The sequence below is a fragment of the Nonomuraea sp. B10E15 genome, assembly GCF_039871615.1.
Lineage (GTDB): Bacteria > Actinomycetota > Actinomycetes > Streptosporangiales > Streptosporangiaceae > Nonomuraea.
Genome location: NZ_JBDPMB010000001.1, coordinates 1,577,827 through 1,604,057 on the forward strand (window position 1 = coordinate 1,577,827; position 26,231 = coordinate 1,604,057).

Here is a 26,231-nt window from a genome sequence, read left to right on the forward strand (position 1 = left end):
CTCTGTGATCCTCATCAGTGCTGGTTTGGTGCTCGCGGCAGTGGTCTTGCTGATCGCGGGCTTCGTACTGGCGAAGCCGTTCCTGATCATGTGGTCCATCGTGGTCAGCGTGCTGTCCGCGCTGTTCCTGGTGATCGGGGCCTTCCTGCGGCGAAACGAGCTTTTTCCCGGTGGTGGGCAGGCCGCTGCGCCGGCCACCCCCCCGAAGGGGCTCACCCCGCCCGGCATGCCGTACACCCAGACCGGTGCCATGGCTCACCAGCCACCCCCGCACACCCAACCGCATCCGCGTCCGCATCCGCGGGCACCCCAGCGCGCGGCGACCGTTCCCGCCGCCACCGCCCCGCGCCGCCCGGCGGCCGCGGGCATCTCACCGGATGCGATCGTGCTGGTGATCCCGGGACGCAAGAGATATCACGTGCCCGGTTGCCGGCAGCTCAGCGGCCGGACCAACGAGGAGCTCACCTACGAGGAGGCCCGCGAGGAGGGCTTCACGCCCTGCACGACGTGCCTGCCTGACGCAGCGCTCGGCGGACGGCAACTGCCGCCTGCCGCCGACCCCGAGCCCGCCGTCGCACCCGGCTCCGCCAGTAGCGCGGAGAGCCGGGCGGAAAACTCCGCGGAGACCCGCGACCTACGTTCGCCGGTCGCACCGCCGAAGCCCGACACGAAGGCTTCCACCCCCAGCCCGGAGCCCGCCGCCGCCCACGAGGAAGGCGCCGGGTGGTTCGGCAACTCCACCTCCGCCGCCCCCGACTCGGATGATGAGCAGGCGGAGACCCAGACTTCTGTTTTCCGGCCGCACACGCTCAGGGCCGAGACGCCGCCTTCCAGCGCGCCGCCCGAGCCGTCGACCGGCAAGCCTTCCCCTGGCAAGGCCTCTCCCGGCAAGCCCGGGACCCCGCCAGGCACCCCCGCGAAGACGTCCGGCCAGTCCGCGCCCGCGAAGACGCCCGGTCCTTCCGGCCGGCCCACGTCCGCGCAGACCGGCCCGTCCGGCCGGCCCGCACCCGGCAAGTCGCCCGCCCAGCCGGCCCGCACACCCGAGCAGCCCGGCGGCGGATCCGGGCAGCCGAGCGGCGCGTCCGAGCGCCCCGCGGGCAAGCCCGGGCAGGCCGCGGGAAAGCCGGCACAGGCCCCGGGCAGGCCGGGGAGACCCGCCGAAGATCAGGAGTCGCCCGCTGGGTCGCCCGCGCGGACCCCCGCCAAGCCGGGGCGGCCCGCGGCGGGTCCGCAGCGGTCCGGAGGTGAGCCGGGGCAGTCCGCGGCGGGTTCGCAGCGGTCCGGTGCTGAGCCGGGGCAGTCCGCGGCGGGTTCGCAGCGGTCCGGTGCTGAGCCGGGGCAGTCCGCGGCGGGTTCGCAGCAGTCCGGTGGTAAGCCCGGGCAGCCCGGGAGCGGTGGCAAGCGTCCGCAGGGCGCCACGGGCGGGGTGGCGGACGACGACTCCGCGGGTCCCGCGACCGCGCCCCAGCCCAGGGTGCCTTCCTCCGCCACGCCAGGCCGTCCGGGAGCGTCCGGACCGTCGAAGACCCCCTCCGGGGACGCCGACACCTCCGCAGCGGTGGGGCAGACCCTCATCCTTCCTGAACGGCCCGCGTCTTCGGCCGAATCGGAGGCCAAGCCCAGGGGGCCGCTGCCCACGGGCACGACGGCCAGGTCCGCGGCGGAGAGCCGTCCCACGGGCACGACGGCCAAGCCCGGCACGGCCCCGAAGACCGGAACGCCCGCGGCAGCGCAAGGCCCCTCCGGCGCCGGCCCGAAGAACGCGACGCCCGGCACCGGCTCCCGGCCTGGCACGCGGGAGGCGGCCGCGGCACCAGAGCCCTCCGACGATGACACCGGCACGCCCAGGGGCGGCTCGCCGGCTGTTCGCCCGCAACCGTCCGGCACGGGCGCCCAGCCTGCCGGCAAGCCTCAGCAACGGCAGGGCGACCAGGAGCCGGGCAAGCCTCGCCAAGGGCAGGGCGCGCAAGGGCCGGGCAAGTCTCGCCCAGGGCAGGGCGCCCAAGGGCCGGGCAAGTCTCGCCCAGGGCAGGGCGCGCAGGATTCCGGTAAGCCCCAGCAAGGGCAGGGCGACCAGGAGCAGGGCAGGCCACGGCAGGGTTCTGAGCCTTCCGGCGGCACACCCGCGAAGACTCAGGCTGCCGGCTCCAAGACTCCGGCCCCCGATCCCACGGCTGAGGGCGCCGAGAAGAAGACGGGCGACGAACCCAAGGGCGGCGACAGCCGCACGGTGAAGGTCATCGTCGGCACCCGCCGCTACCACAGCACCAACTGCCCGCTGATCAGAGGTGCGGGCGAGTCCGGGGTGGAGACCATGGCCGCCGCCGCGGCCGAGGCGGCCGGGCTGACGAGCTGCTCGGTCTGCCAGCACGACCGCGAATCGGTCAGCTGACCGGCACTGCCACGGTCCTCGAGCGCAGCGGGCTCTGGAAGGGGCGGGGACGTACGCGCCCACCTGCGGTTGAGCGAGTGGTGCGGGCTCTGGAAGAGGCGGGCGTTGGCCGGTCCGGCCGGTTTCCTTGCGCGCATTGCCGAGGGCTCTGGGAAGGACGGGCGTGGCCGGGCCGTGGACGGCCCGGCCGGCCCCTGTGTCAGGTGCGGCGGAGCTGGAAGGTCAGCCCCAGGTCCTCGTCGGTGTGGGACGGCAGATCTGCCATGGTGCCTTCCGCGACCGACGTCGCCAGCACCTCCTCCGCCACGACCTGCCAGTCCGACCGCAACGCCGCGGCCAGGTCAGGCGAGGACACGGTCCACCACAGCTCGATCCGGTCCGTGATGGACAGGCCGCTCGACTTGCGGGCCTCCTGGACCAGGCGGATGACCTCGCGCAGCAGACCCGCGCGGCGCAGGTCGTCGGTGAGCTCGAGGTCCAGGGCGACCGTCTCGCCCGTGCCCGTGCCGATCGCTCCCGTCTCCACCGCCCAGCCCGAGCGGGGCTGCTCGTTGACGATCACCTCGTCGGGGCCGAGCGTGACCTCGCCCAGGTCGCCCGCCTCCACCGTGACCGTGGAGCCCGAGCGCAGGGCCCTGGCCACGTGGGTGGGATCGGCGGCGGCCACCGCGGCGGCCACGAGCTTGGTCTGGGAGCCGAAGCGCTTGCCCAGGGCGCGGAAGTTGGGCTTGACGGAGTAGGACACCAGATCGGCGCTGAAGCCGGACATGTCCTCCAGAGCCTGGACGTTGAGTTCGTCGGCCACCAGACCGCGCAGTTCGGCGGGCAACGACGGCCAGCCGTGCGCGCCCACCAGGGCCCGGCGGAGCGGCTGCCGGGTCTTCACGCCCGACGACGCACGGGCCGAGCGGCCCAGCTCCACCAGCCGGCGGACCAGGGCCATCTGGTCCGGCAACGCCGGGTCGAGCAGGTCGTCACGCGCCTCGGGCCACGAGGCCAGGTGCACCGAGGAGGGGGCGTCCCCCGGCCGCAGGATGTCCCACAGGTAGTCGGTGACGAACGGCGTGACGGGCGCCATCAGCCGCAGCACCGTCTCCAGGCACTCGTACAGGGTGGCGAACGCGTCCTGCTCTCCCTGCCAGAAGCGGCGGCGGGAGCGGCGGACGTACCAGTTGGACAGGTCGTCGAGGAAGTCGGCCAGCCTGCGCCCGGCCCGCTGGGTGTCGTAGTCGTCGAGCGACGCCGTGACCTCGGCCACCGTGCGGTGCAGCTCGGCCAGCGCCCAGCGGTCGAGCAGCGGGCGCTCGGCCGCCGGCGTGGCCTCCCGCAGCCGGGACGGCGACCACGACTCGGCGTTGGCGTAGAGGGTGAAGAACGACGCGGTGTTCCAGAGCGTCAGCAGGACCTTGCGGACGATCTCCTCGAGGGTGTTGTGTCCCACCCGGCGGGACGCCCATGGCGATCCCGAGCAGGCCATGAACCAGCGCAGGGCATCGGCGCCGTGCTGCTCCATCAGCGGGATCGGCTCGAGGATGTTGCCCAGGTGCTTGCTCATCTTGCGGCCGTCCTCGGCCAGGATGAGGCCGAGGCAGAGCACGTTCTCGTAGGAGGACTGTCCGAAGACGAGGGTGCCGACGGCCATCAGCGAGTAGAACCAGCCGCGCGTCTGGTCGGTGGCCTCGCAGATGAACTGCGCAGGGTAGACGCCCTCGGGCCTGCCGCGCTCGCCCCACTGGGCGAACGGCATGGAGCCCGAGTCGTACCAGGCGTCGATCACGTCGGGGACGCGCCGGGCCGGCGCGCCGCAGTCGGGGCAGGCGAAGGTCACGTCGTCGACGTACGGGCGGTGCGGGTCGAGGGCCGAGACGTCCTGGCCGGTCAGCTCGCCCAGCTCCTGCAGCGACCCGACGCACGTCACGTGGGAGTCGTCGGCCGAGCACACCCACAGCGGCAGCGGCGTGCCCCAGTAGCGCGAGCGCGACAGCGACCAGTCGACGTTGTTGCGCAGCCACTCGCCGAACCGGCCCCACTTGATGGTGTCGGGATACCAGTTGGTCCTGGCGTTCTCGGCCAGCATCTGGTCCTTGACCGCGGTGGTGCGGATGTACCAGGACGGGAGCGCGTAGTAGAGCAGCGGCGTGTGGCAGCGCCAGCAGTGGGGGTAGCTGTGGTCGAAGTGGCCGCCGCGGAAGAGCAGCCCGCGGGCGCGCAGGTCGTCGGTCAGCTCCTCGTCGGCGTCCTTGAAGAAACGCCCGCCGACCATGGGCACGTCGTCGAGGAAGCGGCCGTCGGGGCCGATCGGGTTGACGACCGGCATGTCGTACCGCTTGATGACGGCCAGGTCGTCGGCGCCGAACGCGGGAGCCTGGTGGACCAGGCCGGTGCCGTCGTCGACGGTGACGTAGTCGCCGAGCACGACGTAGTGGGCGCCGGGGATGTCGACCAGGTCGAACGGGCGGGAGTAGGGGGTGTGCTCCAGCTCGCGCCCGGTGTAGCGGGCCAGCTCGGTCGCGTCCTCGCCGAGCACGGACAGCAGCGGCTCGGCCACCACCAGCACCTCGCCGGCGGCGGTGCGGGCGGCGACGTAGGTCACGTCGGGGTGCACGGCGACCGCCGTGTTCGACACGAGCGTCCACGGTGTGGTCGTCCAGATCAGCAGCGCCGCGCCCAGCTCGGCCAGCGGGCCGGACGTGACGGGCATGCGGACGTGGACGGACGGGCTGGAGACGGTCTCGTAGCCGCCGGGCTGGCCCAGCTCGTGGTCGGACAGGCCGGTGCCGCAGCGCGGGCAGTAGGGGGTGATCCGGAAGTCGCGGAACAGCAGCCCTTTGTCGTGGACGACCTTCAGCGACCACCACACCGACTCGATGTAGGAGGGGTCCATCGTCCGGTAGGCCTGGGACAGGTCGATCCAGTAGCCCATGCGCTCGGTCAGCTGCTCGAACGCGTCGACGTGCCGCAGCACCGACTCGCGGCACTTGGCGTTGAACTCGGCGATGCCGTATGTCTCGATGTCCTTCTTGCCGGACAGGCCCAGCTCGCGCTCGACGCCGACCTCGACGGGCAGGCCGTGGCAGTCCCAGCCGGCCTTGCGCGGGACGCTGAACCCGCGCATGGACTTGTAGCGCGGGAAGAGGTCCTTGAAGACGCGCGCCTCGACGTGGTGGACGCCGGGCAGGCCGTTGGCGGTGGGTGGGCCCTCGTAGAAGACCCACGACGGGTTGCCGGTGTTCTGCTCGACGGACCGCTCGAAGATCTTCCCGTCCCGCCAGCGGTCGAGGACCTCGCGCTCGAGCGCGGGCAGGTCGACCTGCGCGGGAAGAGAGCGGAATGTTGGGGACATCTCGGGCGTGACCTCCACGCTTGATCGGCCGGCTGGCTGGCGTGAAGGGACGAAGCCGTGCGGCTCCGCGGTACCACCCTTCTTGGCTCCGCGCTGGGCGGGGCCCTCTTCCTTTGCTCTGCTGCCGGTTCTAATGAGCTCGGACGAGCCGTTCTTCCGGCGGCTCCGGGGTGATATCCCTCACAGTAGGGCCCCATCAACGCCTCGCAGATTCAAACCATAACGCAGAGTGGGGGCGAAGGCTTCCCGGTTTCCCTGGTGGGGCATGCTACGGCCAAGGATGTTCGGACATGTCAGTCCGGAAGTCGTAAACGGTGACAAAGTTGTGGGAATGGACGCCGCTGAGGAGGAGTTGAATGCGCGAGGCGGGATAGTACGGGGGAGGTAAACCGTCCGGCGGGTCGTTTGCCGTTCCGTTATCCGGATCCTAAGCTGCCCGCACCATTACGGCCTTGATCAGCAATGGAGGCAGCCATGGCGGCAGTCACGCAGACCGCTACACCGTCGATGTGGTCGGACGAGGAGCTGGCCGAGGTGCGCGGCAGGCTGCAGAGCGAGACCGACGAACTCAACGCGGACATCCTCCGGCACGAGTCCGAGATAGCCTCTGGAGACGTCACCCAAGGAGCCGGCGACGACCAGGCGGACGCCGGCGCGAAGACGTATGAGCGCGAACGCGAGATCGCCCTTACCCTGAATGCGCGCGATCTGGTCGCGCAGAACGAACGTGCGATCGCCAGGATCGACGCAGGGACCTACGGAGTGTGCGAATCGTGCCACAAGCCGATCGGCAAGGAACGCCTTCAGGCGTTCCCGAGGGCGACGCTGTGCGTCAAGTGCAAGCAGAAGGAGGAACGCCGGTAGGCAACCCACGCCGGCGCCTCTTCGCCGTCCTCATCGTGCTGGCGGCCGTGATCTACGCGGCCGACCTCGTCACCAAGACGGTGGTGTTGCGCACGCTCGAGGGCGAGGCGCCGCTGGTCGTCATCCAGGACGTCCTGCAGTTCAGGGTGATCTTCAATCCCGGAGCCGCGTTCAGCATCGGCACCGGGATGACGTTCATCTTCACCATCATCGCGGCCGGAGTGGTGGTCGCCATCGTACGCACCGCCCGCAAGCTGGGCAGCAGGGCCTGGGCGGTCACGCTCGGCCTGCTGCTCGGCGGGGCGTTCGGCAACCTCACCGACCGCCTCCTGCGCTACCCGTCGGGCATCGGGCGCCCCACGCAGTTCCAGGGGCACGTCGTCGACTTCATCGAGGTGTTCCCCGGGCACTTCCCCGTGATCGACTATTTCCCCGTCTTCAACGTCGCCGACTCCGCGATCGTCTGCGGCGGCATCCTCGCCGTGCTCCTGGCCTGGCGCAACGTGCAGATCGACGGCTCCAAGGAGGTGGCCGGGGATGACTGAGCAGCGGAGCCTGCCGGTCCCCGACGGCCTGGAAGGCGAGCGGCTCGACGCCGCCCTCTCGCGGTTGTTCGGCTTCTCCCGCACGCGCGCGGCCGAGCTGATCGGGGCCGGCGAGGTGCTGGTCGACGGCAGGCAGCCGGCCAAGAGCGACCGGGTGCACGCGGGCGCCTGGCTCGACGTGACGATGCCGCCGCCGATCACCACGCCCATGCCGGTCGCCGAGCCGGTGCCGGGCATGACGATCGTCCACGAGGACGACGACATCGTGGTGGTCAACAAGCCGATAGGGGTGGCCGCCCACCCGACCGTCGGCTGGACGGGCCCCACCGTGATCGGCGGGCTGATGGGGGCCGGGCACACGATCGCCACCAGCGGCGCGGCCGAGCGGCAGGGCATCGTGCACCGGCTCGACGCCAACACCACCGGCGCGATGGTGGTGGCCAAGAGCGAGCACGCCTACTCCCACCTCAAGCGGGCCTTCAAGGAACGTACGGTCGACAAGCGCTACCACGCGCTGGTCCAGGGGCATCCCGACCCGTTCAGGGGCACCGTCGACGCGCCCATCGACCGGCACCCGTCGGGTGACGGCAGGTTCGCCGTGGTGGCGGGCGGCAAGCCGTCCGTGACCCACTACGACACGATCGAGGCGTTCCGGGCGGCGTCGCTGCTCGACATCAAGCTGGAGACCGGGCGCACCCACCAGATCAGGGTGCACATGTCGGCGCTGCGCCACCCGTGCGTCGGAGACCTGCTCTACGGAGCCGATCCCACGCTCGCGGCCAGGCTGGGCGTCACCCGGCAGTGGCTGCACGCGGTCGCGCTGGGGTTCGAGCACCCGGCGACGGGCGAGTGGATGTCGTTCAGCACCGACTACCCGCAGGACCTGCAGAAGGCCCTCGACATCGTCCGCGCCGAGTCCTGATCAGGACCCGGTTTCGCTCTCCTGGTTCTCGCCGTCCGCCCTGTCGTCCGCCCTGTCGTCCCCGGAGCCCTCGACCTGGCCGGGAGTACGGCTGGGCCGCTCCGCCTTCTCGTCCTCGCGCGGTTTCTCCGCGGGCTCGGTGGGTGCGGGCGCGCGCGTGCCGCGGCCGCGTTCCTCGCGGGGGGTTTCCGGCCGCTCACGGGCCGTCGGCGGCGCCGGCGTCTTCCCTCCCGGCTCGGAGAACGGACCCGGTCTGGAGTCGGGGCCGCTCTCCGAGGATCGTTCCGGCCCTGGTGACGCCTCCTCCGGCGCCTCCTCCGACGGTGCCTCCGACGACGGCTCCTCCGCCGGCGTCGGTTCGCCCGAGGTCGTCCCCACGGGGGGCACCTGCTGGCGTGCCGGCACGTTGTACGGCTGGTTCGAGAACCACGCCGCGCCTCCCGTGACGAGCCCCACGAGCAGCGCGCCTCCCGCGATCGCGGCCAGCTGCCGCCCGCGCCTCCGTCGCGCCGTCCGTCGCGCCGTCCCCGGGACCGTCGGGGGCGGCGCGTCCCCGCGCGTCTCCGGCGCGGCGAAGGGGCCCGTGGGTTCGGGCGCCGCGCCCGCGATGATCGTGGCCAGCCGCTGCTCGGCCTCCTCCAGTGACATGCGCTCGGCCGGGTTCTTGCGCAGCAGACCGAGCAGTACGGGCGCCAGCGTCCCCGCGCGCGACAGCGGTTCCGGCTCGGCGTGCATGACCGCGCCCAGCGTGGCCAGGGCGTTCTCCCGCTGGAAGGGCGAGCCGCCCTCGACCGCCAGGTAGAGCGTCGCGCCCAGCGCCCACAGGTCCGAGGCCGGTCCCGCCCGGCCGCCCGCGGCGCGTTCCGGCGCCATGTAGGCGGGCGTGCCGATCAGGATGCCCGTCCTGGTGACCGGGGCCTCGTCCTCCGTGGTCGCGATGCCGAAGTCGGTCAGCACCGCCCGGCCGTCCTTGGTGAGCAGCACGTTGTCCGGTTTGACGTCCCGGTGCAGCACACCCGCCGCGTGGGCCGCGCGCAGCGCCTCCAGCAGTTGCAGCCCGATGCGGGCGGCCTGCGTCGCGGGCATCGGGCCGTCCTCGCGGATCGCCTCGCCGAGCGTGCGGGAGCGGACCAGCTGCATGACGATCCACGGGTGCCCGCGCTCCTCCAGGACGTCGTACACGGCGGCGACGCTCGGGTGCGCCACCCGGCCGGCGGCCCTGGCCTCGCGGAAGGTGCGTACGGCGAACACCTCGCGCTCCGAGCCCGTCAGGTCGGGAGGCGGCAGCACCTCCTTGACGGCCACGTCCCTGCCGAGCACCTCGTCGTGCGCCTGCCACACCGTGCCCATGCCGCCCTGGCCGATCGTCCTGACCAGCCGGTACCGTCCACCGACCATCCCCGTTGCATCGGTCATGCACGAGCGACTACCCAGTAAAAATCCGGACAAGCGCGGTAATGGCCGCCGCGGATGCCAGAACCACCAGAAACGGGGCACGCAGCAGCAGGGCGATCACCGCCGCGCCGAGACCCGCCGTACGGGCCGGGTCGAACCGCAGCCCGCCCTCCTCGGTGAACATCTGCACCGCGATCAGCGCCGCCAGCAGCGCCACCGGCACCAGCTCGGCGAACCTGCTCACCACCGGATGCTCCAGCACCCGCTGCGGCGCGGCCAGCCCGGCCAGCTTGAGCGCGTAGCAGCCCGCGCAGAGCGCGGCGATGGCCCACCACAACGTCATCGGGCCATCACCACCAGAACCGCCGCGGCCGACAGCAGCACGGGGACGCCCGGCGGCAGGAACGGGGTCGCGCACAGGGCGATCGCCGCGCCGGCCCCGGCCAGCAGCCGCAGCTCGGCGCTCTTCGCCAGACGGGGCCACAGGATGGCGAGGAACGCGGCCGGGCCCACCACGTCCAGGCCCACCACGTCGGGGTCGCCGAGGAACGACGTGCCGTACGCGCCCGCCAGGGTGGTGAGGTTCCAGGTGACGTAGAGGCTGGCGAACGTGGTCGCGAAGCCGGTGCGCGCCGCCTCCGGGGTCGGCTGGGCCAGGGAGACGGCCGCGGTCTCGTCGATCACGCCGTGCGCGGCGACCAGCCGGCGCGGCCCGCGTACCCGCAGCAGGTCGGCCAGGCGCAGGCCGTACAGGGTGTTGCGGCCGCCGAGCAGCAGCGCGCCGAGGGTGGCGGCCACCAGGTCGCCGCCCGCGCCCACCGCGCCCGTCAGCGCGAACTGCGAGGCGCCGGTGAACGTCAGCAGGCTCAGCACGCACGCCTGCGGCACGCTCAGGCCCGCGGTGACCGCCGCGGCGCCGAAGGCGAGCCCGGACAGCCCCACGGCCAGGCCCACGCCGAAGCCGTCCCGCACGGCGGCGGAACGGTGTGTTGTCTGTTCCATGCCGCCGAGGCTAGGCGTGGGGTCAAGCGCCGGTCTTGTACGTTCCTGCGGCGCGCTGGTAGGCGGCGGGAGGAACGCCCACGACACGCTTGAAATGCCGGTTGAGGTGGGCCTGGTCGGTGAAGCCCACCTCGACCGCCACCTGCGCGGGGCGTACCCCCGACAGCAGCAGGCGGCGCGCCTGGCGTACCCGGAGCGAGGTGAGGTAGGCGTGCGGCGGCATGCCCGTCGCGGCCTTGAACGCCCGCAGCAGCGCGAACGGCCGCGCCCCCACGGCGCCGGCGAGATCGTCCAGCGTCGGCGGGTCGACGAGGCTGCCGTGGAGCAGGTCGAGCGCCTCCCGCACGGCCCGCCTGCCCTCGGCGGGCAGGGCCGCGGCCGGCCTGGGCGTGGCGTGGCGCGTCAGCAGCCGGGCGAACAGGGTGCGGCTCAACGTCGAGGCGGCCAGCGCGTCGCCGCGCTCGGCCGCCTGGTGCGCCCGCCCGAGCAGGGCGGCCACGTCGTCGTCGCGCACCACCTGCTCGGGGAAGTGCGGCGTCGCGTAGGGGGTGCCCAGCTCGGCGGCGATCGCGGCCAGCGCGTCCAACGACGGATAGAGCATGCGGTACGCCCACCCGCCGGGCACGCCGGCCTGACCGGTGTGCACCGAGTCGGGGTTGACCAGCACCAGCTCGCCCGTGCCCGCCCGGTGCAGGGTGCCGCGGTAGTGGAACTCCTCGACGCCGCCCACGATGACCCCGATGGCGTAGCCGTCGTGCACGTGGCGGGAGAAACGGTGGGTGACGTAGCGGGCTTTGAGCAGGTCGGTCTCCGGCACCGCCGGGTGCCGCCAGAAGTGTGCCTGTTCCTTCATGGTCATACGGGCATGGTCATCAGGGCATGGTCATCCGGGTCTGAACGTCTTCGCGAACGCCGCGAAGTAGTGCCGGTCGCGCTGCCAGCGCGCCTGGGTGGTCTCCCAGTAGAGAGCGTACGGGCGGCCGTCCGCGGTGTGGAAACCGCGGTTGAGCACGTGAATGATGGAACCGTCGCGCTCCCGGGTGAATTCCCAGTCGGCGGCCTCGCGGCCGAGGAACCTCGTGGGCGTGATGCGGATGCGCTCGTAGCCCTTGAACAGCTTCTTCGCCAGGATCTCCTTCTCCAGGCCGATCCAGTGCCCGCGCGGGTCGTCCCACGGAATGTCGGGGACGGTCCACTCGACGATCATCGTGCCGGGGGCGCCGGGGCGGGAGAAGGAGACGCTGTCCCTGGTGGCGTGCTTCTCCGCCCTCCACTGCCGGGGCAGGGCGATCGAGAAGCGGCCCGCGGCGCTCGTGTACCTCCGCCAGCCCTCGGGCACCGGCGCATTCGTGGGGTCCGGCCCAGCGGTGGGCCCAGCGGTGGGCCCAGCGGTCGGCCCAGCGGTCGGTCCAGTGGTGGGAGCAGTGGTGGGTTCAGCGGGCGTGGGCGTCGCGGTGGGCTCGCCGCCGGTCGTGGGGTCGGTCTGGGGGCCGGTCGTGGAGGTCGCCGTCCATCCGTCGGAGAGCAGCACGCCTGCCGTGCCCAGCACCGCCACCCCGATCACCGCCGCGGGCACCGCGATCCACCAGGTCCTGGCACGCTCACGCCGGCCGGTTTCCGTGGACCGCCTGTCGCCGGTCGCCGCGCGGACGCCGTCCGGCGGGCCGGGGGCTTCGGCGGTGCCGCCCGCCAGGCCTGGCGTCGCGGGGCCGGTGGCCGTCGCCGGCCGGCCGGGTGCGCCGGCGGCGTCGTACAGGAGCCTGGCGGCCTCTTCCGCGGGCATCCTGGCGGCAGGGTTCCTGCGCAGCAGGCCCATGATGACCGGCTCCAGCGCGCCGGCCCGCGTCGGCGGCTCGGGCTCGTCACGCAGGACCGCCGCCACGGTCGCGGCCCACGAGTCGCGCTTGAACGGCGGCTCGCCCTCGACGGCCGCGTAGAGTGTCGCCCCCAGCGACCACAGGTCGGACTCGGGCCCGGCCGGATCGCCGTTCAGCCGCTCGGGAGGCATGTAGGCGGGCGTGCCCACCACGTTGCCGGTCGCCGTCAGCCCCGCCTCCGCCTCCATCGAGGCGATGCCGAAGTCGGTGAGCACGACCCTGCCGTCGTCGGCCAGCAGCACGTTCTCCGGCTTCACGTCGCGGTGCAGGACCCCCGTCGCGTGCGCGGCCCGCAGGGCGCCGAGCACCCGGCCGCCGATCACCGCGGCCTGCCCCACGCGCAGCGGACCGCTCTCGCGGACCACCTCGGCCAGCGAGCGGGAGGGGACCAGCTGCATGACGATCCACGGGCGGCCGTCCTCCTCGACGACGTCGTGGATGACGATCACCGACGGGTGGTCGAGGCGGCCCGCCGCTCTGGCCTCCCTGATGGTCCTGCGGGTGAGCTCGGCCCGACGGGCGTCGCCGACGCCGGAGTAGCGGACCTCCTTGATCGCGACCGTGCGGTCGAGCAGCTGGTCGTAGGCCCGCCAGACCACGCCCATCCCGCCCTCGCCGAGAGGCGCGAGGAGGTGGTACCGGTTGCTGACCCGCCTTTCCACGCGGGGAAGCCTACTTCGCCGGTTTGAACGTCGCGCAGAACCCTTCGAAGAAGTCGTAGTCGGACTTCCAGTGGCTGTTCAGGGTGTGCCAGTAGATCGCGTACGCCCGTCCGTTGGTGGTGACGAAGCCCCGGTTGCGCACACGCGTCTTGCCCGTGTTGGTGTTCCAGGTGAAGTCCCAGTCGGCCGCGGCCTTCATGTAGCCGAACTTCGCGGCGTCGACCTTCTTGATGTCGAGCTTCTTGTAGCCACCGAAGTTGTGCTTGAGCTGCGGCTCCTGCTTCTTCCAATCCTTGTACGGGTCACTCCCCGGCTCGGCCGCCTCTTCGATCATCAGGTAGGCGTTGGACGCCGCGCCCGGCCCCTTGAACTTGACCTGCCTGCCGCCGCGGTCCCACACGTCCCAGCCCTTGGGTAACCCGATGGAGAAGCCCAGTTTCTTGTCCTTGTACATCTTCCACCCGTCCGGCAGCGCGTTCGCCGTCTCGGTGGGCTCCGGCTCGGGGGTCGGGCTGTCGCTGGGACTCGGCGAGGGATCACCCGACGGGCTCTCCGACGCGCTCTCCGACGGGGAGGCGCTCGGCGACGCCTGCGTGAGCGTCGCCGGCGCGGAGGAGACCGGCCCGCCCGCCGCCTGGTCGTCGGGGACCGAGTTCAGGCCGAGGTAGCCGCCCACGCCGGCGACGAGAACGACCGCCGCGGCGGCCGCGACGACGATCCCGGCCCGCACCTGGCCCGGCCTGGCCGCGTCCACCGTCGGCTCCGACGCCGGCCGGGGCTCCTCCGTCAGCGGGGAGATCCGGGCGCCGGTCTCAGGGACGGCCTTGGCCGCCGCGGCGGCCGCCAGAGCCGGGTCGGTCGGGGTTTCGTCCACGGCCGGAGCGGGCGCCCGCCGCGGCCTGCTCGCCGACACGGGCGGGAACGGGACCTTGCGCGCCTTGGCCGGTGTGCCGGCCGGAGGGGGCACCTCGAGCGGCTGGGCGGCGGGGAACTGCGCCGTCGGCGGCGGACTCGCCTGCGCGATGGCGGCGCGCAGCAGCCGCTGCGTCTCCTCGTACGTGAGCCGCTGCACCGGCTCCTTCACCAGCAGCCCGCTGATCACTTCGGCGAGCGGGCCGGCGTGCGGCATGGGATCGGGCTCGTCGGTGAGCACGGCGTGCATCGTGGCCAGGGCCATCCCCCGCTCGTGCGGGGAGCGGCCCTCCACGGCCGTGTACAGCGTGGCGCCCAGGGACCACAGATCCGACTCGCGCCGCGCGGGCAGCCCCTTGAGCCGCTCGGGCGCGATGAACGCCGGGGTGCCGGCCAGCCCCGTCACGGTCAGCTGCGTCTCCGTCTCCAGCGTGGCGATGCCGAAGTCGGTCAGCACGACCCTGCCGTCGTCGGCGAGCAGCACGTTCTCCGGCTTGACGTCGCGGTGCAGCACGCCCGCCTCGTGGGCGCGGTGCAGCGCGTCGAGCACGGCCAGGCCGATCTCGGCCACCCGCTTGGGCGGCAGCGGCCCGTCCTGCTTGATCACCGTGCCCAGCGAACGTGACTGGACGAGCTGCATGACGATCCAGGGCCTGTCATCCTCCTCGATCACGTCGTGCACGACGATCACGTTGGGATGCTCGAATCTCGCGGCCGCTCTCGCCTCGCGCATGGTGCGCCGGTTCAGCAACTGCACCTCATCGCCCAGGGCGGCGGCGTACCTGACCTCCTTGACCGCGACCGTGCGGTCGAGGAGCTCGTCGTAGGCACGCCAGACGATGCCCATTCCGCCCCTGCCGATGGGTTCCTGCAGCTGGTAGCGGCCGGCGATGCGGCGTCCGTCCTGCTTGCGATCCGACATCAACGGCCTCAAACCCTCCTCTAGGCCAAGAAATACTCCCATAGGCAGGGATCAACGGCGACTCGCCGGAGGGCCAGTCCGCCATGTGAGAAGCATTGTCCAGCAGGTGGAGACACGGGTGTAAGGTTTCAGACATGACTTGTCGCCACGCGTTTATCGAGCCGGCTCCAGGAGGGCCGGTCGGCGGATAGCGACCACCTGGAGTCGGCAGAGGCAGAGACGCCCCGTCTCTGCCTTTTTGGTTTTCCACGCCGGTTCCGGAGAGCCGGCCCGAGCGAGGGATCGAGATGTCATCGACCTTGGAACGGCACGCGGTGGCGGTGGGCGAGCTGCTCGTGGGCGAGGGGCCCGCCGTGGTGATCGACGGCCGGGTGAGCCTGCGGGAGCGCCACGGGCGGGCGGACGCGTACGAGATGCTGCGCGATAGGGCCGCGCGGTCGGCCCCGCTGCTGGTGGAGCCGCTCTCGGCGGCCGACCTGCCGGCCATCGCCGCGCTCGCCGGCGCGGTCGTGGTGGGATCGTCGTGGACGCGCGACATCCCGCTGGTGCGGGCGGCGGCCGGGCTGGGCCTGCCGGTCGTGGTGGAGCGACGGGCCGCGGGAACTCTGGAGGAGTGGCTGGGGCTGGCCGACTACTGCGCGGCCGAGGGGGGCGGGCAGGTGATCCTCTGCGAGGGGCCTTCGCTGGATCTGGGGTTGATGCGGGCCGCGCGGGTGGCGTCCGGGAGGCCGGTGCTCGCCGACATTTCCCGAAATGTCGGGCTATCTGCCGCAGCGGTCGCCGCCGGCGCCGACGGCCTCCTCCTCCCCGCGCCCTCTCAGCGCGCGGGCAACCCGGCATCCTCCTCCGGCAACCGCGCCGACGCTTCCACGCGGCCCGGCGGCGCAGGGAGCGCCGGTTACCGGAACGGCGGGACGGACTCCGCGGGCGTCCTGGCTCGCGAGTTCGCGGCGGCGGGCGGAGACGGGCTGCCGGAAGTCATGACGGACCCCGGGGCGATCCCCGAAGCCGAGGAGGCGGCGCTGCGGGTGGCCGAAGAGGCCGTGACCGTCGTGGGCGCCCTGCTCCGCCCTGAGGAGCCGGCCACGCTGCCGGAGTGCAGGGACGCGATCGACCGGGTGGACGCCGCGCTGGCGACGCTGCTGGAGCGCAGAGCCGCGCTGGCGGGCACCGTCCAGCGGATCAAGCCCGTCGGCGGCTTCGCCGGGCGCGACCTCGACCGGGAGCGCGCCCTCGTGAGACGAATGGCGTCGCGCGCGCCGTCGCTGGGGGAGCCGCGGCTCGCTCCCATCATGAACGCCGTCATCGAGGCGGGCCTCCACCTGGCCGAGGAACGCGCCCGCCGCTGAGCGCGCGGGCGCCGGAGTGACGGGGTCAGGGGGTCGTGACGCGGACGTTGTGCATGGGCCGGCCGGGCCCCTTGGCGATCTGGCGGGTGATGAGGTCGGCGAAGCGGCGGTAGCCGGCGCCCGTCGGGTGGTAGCTGCGGGCGTTGACCGCGAGGTCGCCCATGTCCACGTGCAACCCGTTGAGATACGGCTCGGGCCGCCCCACCTCGTGTCCGGAGAAGGCGTCGTAGGCGTCCACGTACTCCACGCTGCCCGGCGCCTCGAAAGCGGCGAGCATGCGGTCGAAGCCGGCGGCCACCGTGCCCACCGTGTCGTTGAGGCGGCGCGTCATGCTGTTGAGCCACCGCTGGTCCTGCGGGCTGAGGTTGTCGACGGTGCGCACCGGGTTCGCCGGGAACGGCCGCGGGTAGCCGAGGACGATGACGCGGGCTCCCGGCGCGCGTACGCGCAGCTCCCTGAGGACCGTGAGGACGCTGGAGCGCAGTTCGTCGATGCGGCGTCCGACGGCTGCCTCCTGCTCGACGCAGGCCGACGAGCCGGGCAGCTTGACGATGCAGCCCGTGAGCACCTTGGTGAAACCGGCGTCGTTGCCGCCGATGCTGAGCGTCACCAGGCTGGTCTCCGGGCTGACCCGGCTGACCTGGGGTTGCCGGCCGTGCTGGCCCGACAAGAGGTCGGTCGTGGTGGCGCCGCTGCAGGCGAAGAAGGCGGTGCCGCCGCCGAACCGGTAGGCCCTGGCCACGAGCGGCACGTACGAGCCCGTCGCGCGGTGGCAGCGGTCGGCGCCGTCGTTGACCGGCCGCTCGTCCAGGTCGTAGACGCCCTCTCCGGAGGAGTAGGAGTCGCCGAGCGCGACGTACGCGCCGCTCTGCGCCACCTCCACGGGCGTCAGCCGCGTCACCTGCGGCAGCCGGCCGGTCGGCTCCTGGGTGGTGGGGCAACCCGCGTCCAGCATGGCGCAGGCCAGCTTCTCGAAGACGCCCAGCGGCAGGCAGGCCAGGGCCAGCGCGACGCCGAGTGCGGCCGCGGCGACGGTCCGGGCGATCCTCCGTTTCGCCTCGTCCAGCGTGTCCTCCCCGAACGATCACTCCAGCATGCGCCATCGAGCCTACCCAGCCGGTGATCCATCCGGGCGGCCCGCGCGGCCGATATCCTGGCCGGGCGACGCGGTGGCGGGCGATGACCCCGGAGTGTCGGCCGGGCCGACTAAAGTCGGATCGCACAACCCGTCGAGGCCAGGAGGCGCCGCTCCATGTCGTCCAGCGACTCGTTCGTCCATCTGCACGTACACACCGAATATTCGATGCTGGACGGGGCCGCCCGCCTCAAGCAGATGTTCAAACAGGTCGGCGAGCTGGGCATGCCGGCGATCGCGATCACCGACCACGGCAACATGCACGGCGCCTACGACTTCTACAAGCAGGCCACCGCCGCCGGCATCAAGCCGGTCATCGGCATCGAGGCCTACGTCGCGCCCGAGCTGCGCCACAACAAGAAGCCCGTGCTGTGGGGCGAGCCGCACCAGAAGAGGGACGACGTCTCGGCGGGCGGCTACTACACCCACATGACGATCTGGGCGCGCGACAAGGCGGGTCTGCACAACCTGATGCGGTTGTCGTCGCGCGCCTACACCGAGGGGTTCGTCCGCAAGTGGGCGCGGATGGACGCCGAGATCCTCGCCGAGCACGCCGACGGCCTGATGGCCACCACGGGCTGCCCGTCGGGCGAGGTGCAGACGCGGCTGCGGCTCGGCCAGTACGACGAGGCGCTCAAGGCGGCCGCGAAGTTCCAGGAGATCTTCGGCAAGGACAACTTCTACCTGGAGATCATGGACCACGGCCTCGACATCGAGCGCCGGGTCCGTGACGGCCTGACCCGGATCAGCAAAGAGCTCGGCATCCCGCCTCTGGTCACCAACGACTCCCACTACACCTACGAGTCCGACTCCGCCTCCCACGACGCCCTGCTGTGCATCCAGACCGGCAAGCAGCTGTCCGACCCCGACCGGTTCCGCTTCGACGGCAGCGGCTACTACATCAAGACCGCCGACGAGATGCGCGCGGTCGACTCCTCCGATCTGTGGGCCGAGGGTTGCCGCAACACGCTGCTGGTCGCCGAGAAGGTCGACCCGACCGGGTTCTTCGAGTTCAAGAACCTCATGCCGACCTACCCCGTCCCTGAGGGGATGACCGAGGAACAGTACTTCCGCCAGGAGGTGTGGAAGGGCCTGGAGCGGCGTTTCCCCGGGGGCGTCGACGAGGAGCACCGCGCCTGGGCCGAGAAAGAGCTGGGCGTCATCATCCAGATGGGGTTCCCGAGCTACTTCCTCGTGGTCGCCGACTTCATCATGTGGGCGAAGAACAACGGCATCCGCGTCGGTCCCGGCCGTGGGTCCGCGGCCGGCTCGCTGGTGGCGTACGCGCTGGGCATCACCGACCTCGACCCCATCCCGCACGGCCTGATCTTCGAGCGGTTCCTCAACCCCGAGCGCGTGTCCATGCCCGACGTCGACATCGACTTCGACGAGCGCAGACGCGGTGACGTGATCCGCTACGTGACCGAGAAGTGGGGCGCCGACAAGGTCGCCATGATCGCCACTTTCGGCACCATCAAGGCGAAGGCCGCCATCAAGGACGCCGGCCGCGTCCTGGGCTACCCCTACGCGCTCGGCGACCGCGTCTCCAAGGCGTTCCCGCCGGCCGTCATGGGCAAGGACATCCCGCTGTCGGGCATCTTCGACAAGGACCACCCGCGCTACGCCGAGGCCGGCGAGTTGCGCAAGCTCTACGAGGAAGACGTCGACGTCAAGGCGACGATGGACCTCGGCAAGGGCCTGGAGGGCCTGATCCGGCAGACCGGCGTGCACGCCGCCGGCGTGATCATGTCGGCCGAGGTGCTGACCGACTACATCCCGATCATGCGCCGTGACTCCGACGGCGCGATCATCACGCAGTTCGACTATCCGACCTGCGAGACGCTCGGCCTGCTGAAGATGGACTTCCTTGGCCTGCGCAACCTGACGATCATCGACGACTGCCTGAAGATGATCGAGTCGACCAGCGGCGAGAAGATCGACCTGCTCGAGCTGCCCCTCGACGACCGCAAGGCCTACGAACTCCTTGCGCGGGGCGACACGCTGGGCATCTTCCAGCTCGACGGCGGCGGCATGCGCTCGCTGATGCGGCTCATGCGCCCCGACAACTTCGAGGACATCTCCGCCGCCCTCGCGCTCTACCGGCCCGGCCCGATGGGCGCCAACTCCCACACCAACTACGCGCTGCGCAAGAACGGCCAGCAGGAGATCACCCCGATCCATCCCGAGCTCGAAGAGCCGCTGAAGGAGATCCTCGACACGACCTACGGCCTGATCGTCTATCAGGAGCAGGTCATGGCCATCGCCCAGAAGGTCGCCAACTACTCGCTGGGCGGCGCCGACCTGCTGCGGCGGGCGATGGGCAAGAAGAAGAAGGCCGAGCTGGACAAGCAGTTCGTGACCTTCGAGAAGGGCATGCAGGACAACGGTTTCTCCGCCGCGGCCATCAAGGCGCTCTGGGACATCCTGCTGCCGTTCTCCGACTACGCCTTCAACAAGGCCCACACCGCCGGCTACGGCCTCGTCGCCTACTGGACCGCCTACCTCAAGGCCAACTACCCCGCCGCCTACATGGCCGCGCTGCTGTCCTCGGTGAAGGACGACAAGGACAAGTCGGCCCTCTACCTCAACGAGTGCCGTCGCATGGGCATCAAGGTGTTCCCGCCGGACGTCAACGACTCCGACTTCGACTTCACCCCGCGCGGCACCGACATCCGTTTCGGTCTGTCGGCCATCCGCAACGTCGGCGCCAACGTCGTCGACGGCATCATCATCGCCCGCAGGGAGAAGGGCCGCTTCGCGGACTTCAAAGACTTCCTGCGCAAGGTGCCGGCCATCGTCTGCAACAAGCGGGTCATCGAATCGCTGATCAAGGCGGGAGCGTTCGACTCGCTCGGCCACGTGCGCAAGGGCCTGGTCATGGTGCACGAACAATCCGTCGACGCGATCATCGACATCAAGAAGAACGAAGCCATCGGCCAGGACTCCCTGTTCGGGGCGATCGAGGGCGGCGAGGACCAGACCTTCGACGTGCAGATCCCGCTGGGGGAGTGGGACAAGACCACGCTCCTGCAGTTCGAACGCGAGATGCTCGGCCTCTACGTGTCCGACCACCCGCTGTTCGGCGTCGAGCACATCCTCGCGGCGGGAGCCGACTGCTCGATCGCCGCCGTCCAGGACGAAAGCCGCTCCGACGGGCAGGTGGTGACCGTGGGCGGCATCCTGAGCGGGGTGCAGCGCAAGGTCACCAAGAAGGGCGACACCTGGGTGCTGACCCAGCTGGAGGACCTCGCGGGCTCGATCGAGGTGATGATCTTCCCGTCGGCCTACCAGCTCTGCTCGACGATCCTGGCCGAGGACGCCATCGTGTTCGTCAAGGGGCGCATCGACAAGCGCGAGGACGTCGCGAAGATCATCGCCATGGAGGTGACGGCCCCCGACCTGAGCCAGGAGGCGGGCGGGCCGCTGCTGGTGAGCCTGCCCCTGACCCGCTGCACACCCCCGGTGGTGGGGAGGCTGAAGGAGATCCTGACGACGCATCCGGGCACGTCCGTTGTGCACCTGCAGGTGCACAACGGGCCCAGGACGACGGTGATGCGCGTCGACGACCGCCTCCGCGTGACGCCGTCCCCCGCCCTGATGGGCGACCTGAAGGAGCTGCTCGGCCCGGCCTGCCTGGGCGCCTGACAGATCTTTCTCTTCACGGCTTCTACGGCTTCGCGCGGGAGGGCCCACCCGGCGCACGCGGCCGGGCCCCGTCCAGGGTGACGCTCACCGGGTGTGCGTGGCGGGCCGCCGTGACGCGCGCCCCGCGGGCCGTCCGTGTGCGCCACGGGTCGGCCCGGCCCGCATGGCCGGTCGGGCGGCGCACAGGGCGTCCTTACGGGGATCAGGCGGGACGGTGGCGGCCTCCGGACGGGGTGGTGACGGAACCGGCACGTCAGCAGCGGGGTGGGCCCGCGTCCTTGAGGTGGAGGGCGAGGCGGGTCCGGTCGGGAAGGCCGAACTTCCGGAGCAGGCTCGAGACATGATTCTTCACCGTGCCTTCCGCGACCAGCAGGCAGGCCGCGATCTCCCGGTTCGAGGCCCCCGCGGCGAGCAGCCTGGCCACCTGCGCCTCTCTGGACGACAAGCGCTCCGCACCGCGGAGCACGGCCGGCGGCGCCGACGTGCGGCGGATCTCGGCCACCAGTCGCGCGGCCACCGTCGACGCGAGCACCGTCTCGCCGCGGCCGGCCCGGCGTATGGCGTCGACGAGGTCCTCGGGCGTGCAGTCCTTCAGGAGGTAGCCGACGGCCCCGCCGCGCAGCGCGCCGAAGATGTAGTCGTCCTCGTCGAACGTGCTCAGCACGATCGAGGCCACACGGGGGTGCCGGGTCGCCAGCCGGGTGATGAGCTCGACGCCGTCCATCCTGGGCATCCTGGCGTCGACCAGGGCCACGTCAGGGCGGCACGTCCCGGCGACCCGCAGGGCGTCCTCTCCGTCGGCGGCCTCCCCGACGACCTCGATGCCGTTCTCGATCTCCAGCATCTTCCGCAGCCCCTGCCGGATCAGCTCCTGGTCGTCGGCCAGCAGCACCCTGATCACGTTCATGGCACGGCCGCCGTGACCCGGGCGGGCAGCTCCGCGCGCACCTCGAAGCCCCCGCCCGGCCGGTCGCCCGCGGTCAGGGTGCCGCCCACGGCGTGGGCACGTCCGGTGAGGGAGAGCAGGCCGAAAGCGTCGCGCGCCTCCCGTCCGCGGCCTGCGCCGTCGTCGGCCACCGTCAGCACGACGCGGTCGCCGTCGCAGGCGAGAGTGCCGCGCACATGGCGGGCACCCGCGTGCCGGACTGCGTTGGTCAGCCCTTCCTGCAGCACGCGGTAGAGCACCAGCTCCACGTCGGGTTCGAGGGCCGGCTCGTCCCCGACGACCTCGAAGGACACTGCGAGGCCGGTGCCGTCGAACGAGGCCGCCAGCCGTTCGAGGGCCGTGCTGCTGACGTGACCGTCGAGCGCCAGTGGCCGCAGCGCGCGAACCCAGCGGCGGGCGTCGGCCAGCGCCGTCACGGTCAGCGCCTTCGCCTGGCTCACCTCGTGCCAGGCCTCCTCGGGACGGTGGATGCGGAATCGCTCGGCGTTCTCCAGACCCATCTTGATCACCGTCAGATGGTGGCCGATGGAGTCGTGCATCTCCGCGCCCATCCGCGCGCGTTCCTGGGCCACGGTCAGCTCCCTGACCCTGGCCGCCAGCCGCTGCGCTTCCGTCCGCCTGCGCCGCGCCTCCAGCACGGCCGACGCCATGCCGAGAACGAAGGAGGCGAACACGACAATAGTGACGGTCTGCACGGCGGCGTCGAACACGCCACGCTCGAACACCGTCACGACGGAGGCGAACAGGGCCAAGCAGAGGCAGCCGACGATGACGGCCGCTGTCCGCATGCCGAAGACGAACGCCACGTTGGCGACGGCTATGAGCGTCAGCAACTGATGCACTTCGGCCGAGCCTGCCGGGCCGAGCGTGAAGGTCGCCGGCAGGAACACCACCGCCGCGACCCGCCCCCACCGGCCGGTACGCCACGCCTGCCCGCCGAACCGCCGTCTCCCGTCGCGCCGGATCGTTGCGCCGGGGTTCGGGGTGATGTCGGGCCGGGATGGTGCGTCAGGGTTTGGTCTGCTGCCTGGCCGGAAGGTTGTGCCAGAACGTGGTCTGCCGCCGGGCGGCGAGGTTGCGTCGGTACGTGGCCTGCTGCCGGGCGGCGAGGTTGTGCCGGAACGTGGTCTGCCGCCGGGCCGGGATGCCGCGCTGCAGCTCGGCCCGCCGTCGCGTCGCCAGGGGAGGAGCGGCCACAGCACGGCGACGAGTGCCAGGTTGAGCACGAACACCACGGACCAGGACTCCCCGTTGTAGACCACGTGGGCGATCCCGGTGGCCGCGAGCACCACCCAGAACACGACGTTGAACAGGATCGGCCGGTCGGGGTCACGCAGCCAGACCAGGGGACGCAGCATGCCGACACCCTAGTTTTCCGCGGCGGCCCTGTGATCCTCCCTGAGGGCCATGCCGATGGTCATGGTGGAATCAACCCACGGCCCGATGTGCCGGCACCGCCCGGTTACTTAACGTTGCGGCCTATGAAAGTCACCCACCCCGTCTGGGCCGTGCTGATCACCTGTGTCGCCATGTTCACGCAGATCCTCCTCGGCGCCGGGCCCGCCATGCTGCTGCTCGACTCCGGCGATGCCCTCTACCGCCCGCTCGGCATGATCGGCATCACACTGGCCTCGCTCGGGCTCGTCCATGTGATCCGCCGGCTCGGCCGCCAGACCTGGCATGGCGTGGGGCTCACGAGATCCTGGAGGGCCGTGCCGCACCTGCTGCTGGGGGTCCTCGCCGGCGGGGCCGCGGTGGCCGCGGCCGGCGTGCTGGCGGTGACGGTCGGCGCGGCCACCTGGGTTTCCTCGGAAAGGGCCGGTGCCGACCTGTCCCTCCTGCCGCTCTCCATCGCCTTCGCCCTGCTCAGCCAGGCGTTTCCCGAGGAGTTGTTGTGGCGCGGCCACCTCTACGACACGTTGTCCGCGCGGATGTCCCCGAGAGCCGTGCTGATCGTGGTGTCGGTGGGCTTCGGTTTACTGCACATCGTCTCGCAGAGCGCGGCCGACACGGTCGCCGAGCGCCTGCTCTACGTGCTCCAGGCAGTCGGTCTCGGCTTCGCCTGCGCGGCGGCACGGTGGCGCACCGGAGCGGTGTGGATGGCGGTCGGCGTGCACACCGGACTTCACGTCGGCCACCTCCTGGTTCCCGTCCTGCCCGTGCACTTCGGTGTGCACGTCGTCATCCTGGCCTGCACGCTCACCGTCACCGCGCTGCTCATCATGGCTGGGCGGCGGCCGACAACCACCGGTGCGGGCAGTGGGCAGACCTTGCCGTCGCCCTCGCACGGCCGGTGAGGCAGGATCGCAGGGTGAGCGAACTGCACTACCTGACCGCGACCGAGCTGGCACACCTGATCAGGACCAGGCAGGTGAGCGCCGTGGAGGTCCTCCAGGCCTGCCTCGACCGCATCGAGCAGGTCAACCCGCACGTCAACGCCATCGTCACCCTGGTCGCGGAGCAGGCGATCGGGGCGGCCAAGGCGGCCGACGCGGCCGAGCCGAAGGGCCCGCTGCACGGGTTGCCCGTCGCGCACAAGGACCTCGTCGACACCGCGGGCATCCGCACCACCTACGGCTCGCCGTTGTTCGCCGACCACGTGCCGGCCGCGGACGACCTGGTCGTCGAGCGGCTGCGCGCCGCCGGCGCCATCACCGTCGGCAAGACCAACACCCCCGAGTTCGGCACCGGCTCTCACACCGTCAACGAGGTGTTCGGCGCCACCAGGAACCCCTACGACCTGTCCAAGTCCGCCGGAGGCAGCAGCGGTGGGGCCGCCGCCGCCCTGGCCACCGGCATGGTTCCGCTGGCCGACGGGTCCGACATGGGCGGCTCGCTGCGCAACCCCGCCTCGTTCTGCAACGTCGTCGGCCTGCGTCCCACCCCCGGCCGGGTGCCCGCCGTGTCCGACACCGCCGCCTGGTACACGCTGTCCGTCCAGGGGCCCATGGCCAGGACGGTCGACGACCTCACGCTGATGTTCTCGGCCATCGCCGGGTTCGACCGCCGTTCCCCCTACTCGATCAGGGAGGTCTTCGCTCCGGAGCCGGAGGAGGGCGTGGCGGGCCTGCGGGTGGCGTGGAGCCCCGACCTGGGTGGATTGCCGGTCGACCCGCGCACGGCGGCGGTGACCGCGACGGCCCCGGCCGTGTTCGAGCGGCTGGGAGCCAGGGTCGAGGAGGTGGAGCTCGACCTCTCCGGCGCGGAGGAGGCGTTCAGAACCTACCGGGCGTGGAACTACGCGCTGTCCTTCGGCGACCTCAGCGGCCTCGGGCCCAACACCGCCTGGAACGTCGAGCGGGGCCGTGAGGTCACCGGGGCCGCCCTGGCGACGGCCGAGCGTGCCCGCAGCCGCCTCTACCAGCGCATGGCCGCCTTCTTCGACACCTACGACGTGCTGATCGCGCCGGTCAGCCAGGTGCCGCCGTTCCCCGTCGAGCAGCCCCATGTCAGCGAGATCAACGGCGAGCGGCTTCCCGACTATCTCGCGTGGATGCGCTCCGCCTACTGGATCAGCGTCCTTCATGCGCCGGCGGCGTCCGTGCCGGCCGGGTTCACGGCGGACGGCCTGCCGGTGGGGGTGCAGATCGTGGCACGGCCGTTCGAGGACGCCCGGGTCCTGCGCGTCGCCCGCGCGTTCGAGCGGGCCACCGGCCACGGCCGGCGCCGCCCCCCGCTCTGAGGGCGGGCTTGGCATCGGCCGGTGCTGTCCGCCGTGGTGACGGGTTCCCGCGACGGCCTGGCCGCCGTTGCGGGGGTGACCGGTGCCCGCCGGTCTCAGGGCAGGTCGCCGTACGGGTGCCGCAGCGGCGACTCCTGGTATCCGTGCATGCCCTCCAGCAGCCCGAACAGCCCCACCGCGAGCAGCGGCCAGGACACGAGCACTCCAGGGGCGGTCAGCTCCAGCGCCCCAGGGACGACTTTGGCATCGGGCAGCACGGCGGCCTCGACCATGACGGCTCCGATGGTGAACGTCGACCCTGCCCACAACGTCAGCAGCGCTCCCAGCACCCCACCCGCGCCGAGCCCGAGCAGCACCGGCAGCATGAATCTGCGGGCCGCGAACCATGCCACACCGCCGCAGAGCAGCCCCAGCCCGCCCGTGATGACCGCGAACCAGCCGTCCGCCGCGATCAGGGCCTGCGTGGACGGATCGGCCAGCACGGATTCGCCACCCTCCGTGACGGTGTACGGGGCCCGCGGGGAAACGCCTGACCAGAGCAGCCCTGCGGCCACCCCGAGAGCAGCGAGTGTGAGGACAGTTACCGCAAAAGCGCGTACTTCCCTCGTCACGCCACTCCCCTTCACATGTGCGTC

General features: G+C 71.7%; 19 protein-coding genes. 8 read left to right on the top strand and 11 right to left on the bottom strand.

The window, feature by feature from the left end; genetic code table 11:
- The first annotated feature begins 4 nt into the window (after window positions 1-4).
- On the top strand, window positions 5-2,395 hold the full coding sequence (locus tag ABGB14_RS07310) for a hypothetical protein (protein ID WP_347642758.1): 2,391 nt from the start codon (window positions 5-7) through the stop codon (window positions 2,393-2,395).
- Between the two features lie 199 nt (window positions 2,396-2,594).
- Here the strand turns inward: ABGB14_RS07310 and ileS are convergent, their stop codons facing one another.
- Window positions 2,595-5,738 carry an isoleucine--tRNA ligase gene (gene ileS, locus ABGB14_RS07315; RefSeq protein WP_347642759.1) on the bottom strand — a complete coding sequence of 1,048 codons (3,144 nt, stop codon included), beginning with the start codon at window positions 5,736-5,738 and terminating at the stop codon, window positions 2,595-2,597.
- A 474-nt stretch (window positions 5,739-6,212) separates the two neighbouring features.
- Between ileS and ABGB14_RS07320 the strand changes: the two genes are divergently transcribed.
- Genes ABGB14_RS07320 through ABGB14_RS07330 form a run of 3 tightly spaced genes read left to right on the top strand, consistent with a single transcriptional unit; the run spans window position 6,213 to window position 8,069 of the window.
- Window positions 6,213-6,602, top strand: a complete 390-nt coding sequence (locus ABGB14_RS07320; RefSeq protein ID WP_347642760.1) for a TraR/DksA C4-type zinc finger protein — start codon at window positions 6,213-6,215, stop codon at window positions 6,600-6,602.
- A gap of 35 nt (window positions 6,603-6,637) precedes the next feature.
- Window positions 6,638-7,147, top strand: a complete 510-nt coding sequence (locus ABGB14_RS07325) for a signal peptidase II (RefSeq protein ID WP_347642761.1) — start codon at window positions 6,638-6,640, stop codon at window positions 7,145-7,147.
- Window positions 7,140-8,069 carry an RluA family pseudouridine synthase gene (locus tag ABGB14_RS07330; RefSeq protein ID WP_347642762.1) on the top strand — a complete coding sequence of 310 codons (930 nt, stop codon included), beginning with the start codon at window positions 7,140-7,142 and terminating at the stop codon, window positions 8,067-8,069. Before ABGB14_RS07325 ends, ABGB14_RS07330 begins: the two co-directional genes overlap by 8 nt.
- On the opposite strand, the gene ABGB14_RS07335 is transcribed toward ABGB14_RS07330, so the two are convergent.
- From ABGB14_RS07335 to ABGB14_RS07360, 6 genes are read right to left on the bottom strand one after another with little or no spacing between them, the layout of a single operon-like run.
- Window positions 8,070-9,485: a protein kinase gene (locus ABGB14_RS07335; protein WP_347642763.1), complete on the bottom strand. Its 1,416-nt coding sequence runs from the start codon at window positions 9,483-9,485 to the stop codon at window positions 8,070-8,072.
- A gap of 10 nt (window positions 9,486-9,495) precedes the next feature.
- Window positions 9,496-9,807, bottom strand: coding sequence for an AzlD domain-containing protein (locus tag ABGB14_RS07340; RefSeq protein ID WP_347642764.1), 312 nt, complete (start codon window positions 9,805-9,807; stop codon window positions 9,496-9,498).
- On the bottom strand, window positions 9,804-10,466 hold the full coding sequence (locus tag ABGB14_RS07345; protein ID WP_347642765.1) for an AzlC family ABC transporter permease: 663 nt from the start codon (window positions 10,464-10,466) through the stop codon (window positions 9,804-9,806). The genes ABGB14_RS07340 and ABGB14_RS07345 overlap by 4 nt, the downstream gene beginning before the upstream one ends.
- Before the next feature lie 22 nt (window positions 10,467-10,488).
- Window positions 10,489-11,325 carry an AraC family transcriptional regulator gene (locus ABGB14_RS07350; RefSeq protein ID WP_347642766.1) on the bottom strand — a complete coding sequence of 279 codons (837 nt, stop codon included), beginning with the start codon at window positions 11,323-11,325 and terminating at the stop codon, window positions 10,489-10,491.
- Window positions 11,326-11,349: 24 nt separating this feature from the next.
- Window positions 11,350-13,005, bottom strand: a complete 1,656-nt coding sequence (locus ABGB14_RS07355) for a protein kinase (RefSeq protein ID WP_347642767.1) — start codon at window positions 13,003-13,005, stop codon at window positions 11,350-11,352.
- A 10-nt stretch (window positions 13,006-13,015) separates the two neighbouring features.
- Window positions 13,016-14,839, bottom strand: coding sequence for a protein kinase (locus tag ABGB14_RS07360; RefSeq protein WP_347642768.1), 1,824 nt, complete (start codon window positions 14,837-14,839; stop codon window positions 13,016-13,018).
- Between the two features lie 287 nt (window positions 14,840-15,126).
- On the opposite strand from ABGB14_RS07360, the gene ABGB14_RS07365 reads away from it, so the two are divergent.
- Complete coding sequence (locus tag ABGB14_RS07365; protein ID WP_347642769.1) at window positions 15,127-16,188, top strand: chorismate mutase; 1,062 nt, start codon at window positions 15,127-15,129, stop codon at window positions 16,186-16,188.
- A 25-nt stretch (window positions 16,189-16,213) separates the two neighbouring features.
- Here ABGB14_RS07365 and ABGB14_RS07370 read toward each other — a convergent pair whose 3' ends face one another.
- A complete protein-coding gene (locus ABGB14_RS07370; RefSeq protein WP_347642770.1) occupies window positions 16,214-17,143 on the bottom strand; it encodes an SGNH/GDSL hydrolase family protein in 930 nt (309 codons plus the stop codon).
- Window positions 17,144-17,440: 297 nt separating this feature from the next.
- Here ABGB14_RS07370 and dnaE point away from each other — a divergent pair, with 297 nt between their 5' ends.
- Window positions 17,441-20,968, top strand: a complete 3,528-nt coding sequence (gene dnaE / locus ABGB14_RS07375; protein ID WP_347642771.1) for a DNA polymerase III subunit alpha — start codon at window positions 17,441-17,443, stop codon at window positions 20,966-20,968.
- 253 nt (window positions 20,969-21,221) lie between these two features.
- On the opposite strand, the gene ABGB14_RS07380 is transcribed toward dnaE, so the two are convergent.
- On the bottom strand, window positions 21,222-21,875 hold the full coding sequence (locus ABGB14_RS07380; protein ID WP_347642772.1) for a response regulator transcription factor: 654 nt from the start codon (window positions 21,873-21,875) through the stop codon (window positions 21,222-21,224).
- A complete protein-coding gene (locus ABGB14_RS07385) occupies window positions 21,872-23,272 on the bottom strand; it encodes a sensor histidine kinase (RefSeq protein ID WP_347642773.1) in 1,401 nt (466 codons plus the stop codon). The genes ABGB14_RS07380 and ABGB14_RS07385 overlap by 4 nt, the downstream gene beginning before the upstream one ends.
- A 123-nt stretch (window positions 23,273-23,395) precedes the next feature.
- Between ABGB14_RS07385 and ABGB14_RS07390 the strand changes: the two genes are divergently transcribed.
- Both ABGB14_RS07390 and ABGB14_RS07395 read left to right on the top strand, forming a co-directional pair.
- Window positions 23,396-24,211, top strand: coding sequence for a type II CAAX endopeptidase family protein (locus tag ABGB14_RS07390; protein WP_347642774.1), 816 nt, complete (start codon window positions 23,396-23,398; stop codon window positions 24,209-24,211).
- 14 nt (window positions 24,212-24,225) lie between these two features.
- Window positions 24,226-25,596 (top strand): amidase, encoded by a 1,371-nt coding sequence (locus ABGB14_RS07395; RefSeq protein ID WP_347642775.1) that lies wholly within the window; start codon window positions 24,226-24,228, stop codon window positions 25,594-25,596.
- 95 nt (window positions 25,597-25,691) lie between these two features.
- On the opposite strand, the gene ABGB14_RS07400 is transcribed toward ABGB14_RS07395, so the two are convergent.
- The gene (locus ABGB14_RS07400; RefSeq protein ID WP_347642776.1) at window positions 25,692-26,078 is read right to left on the bottom strand and encodes a hypothetical protein; all 387 of its coding nucleotides are present in this window, start codon (window positions 26,076-26,078) and stop codon (window positions 25,692-25,694) included.
- Window positions 26,079-26,231: the final 153 nt, after the last annotated feature.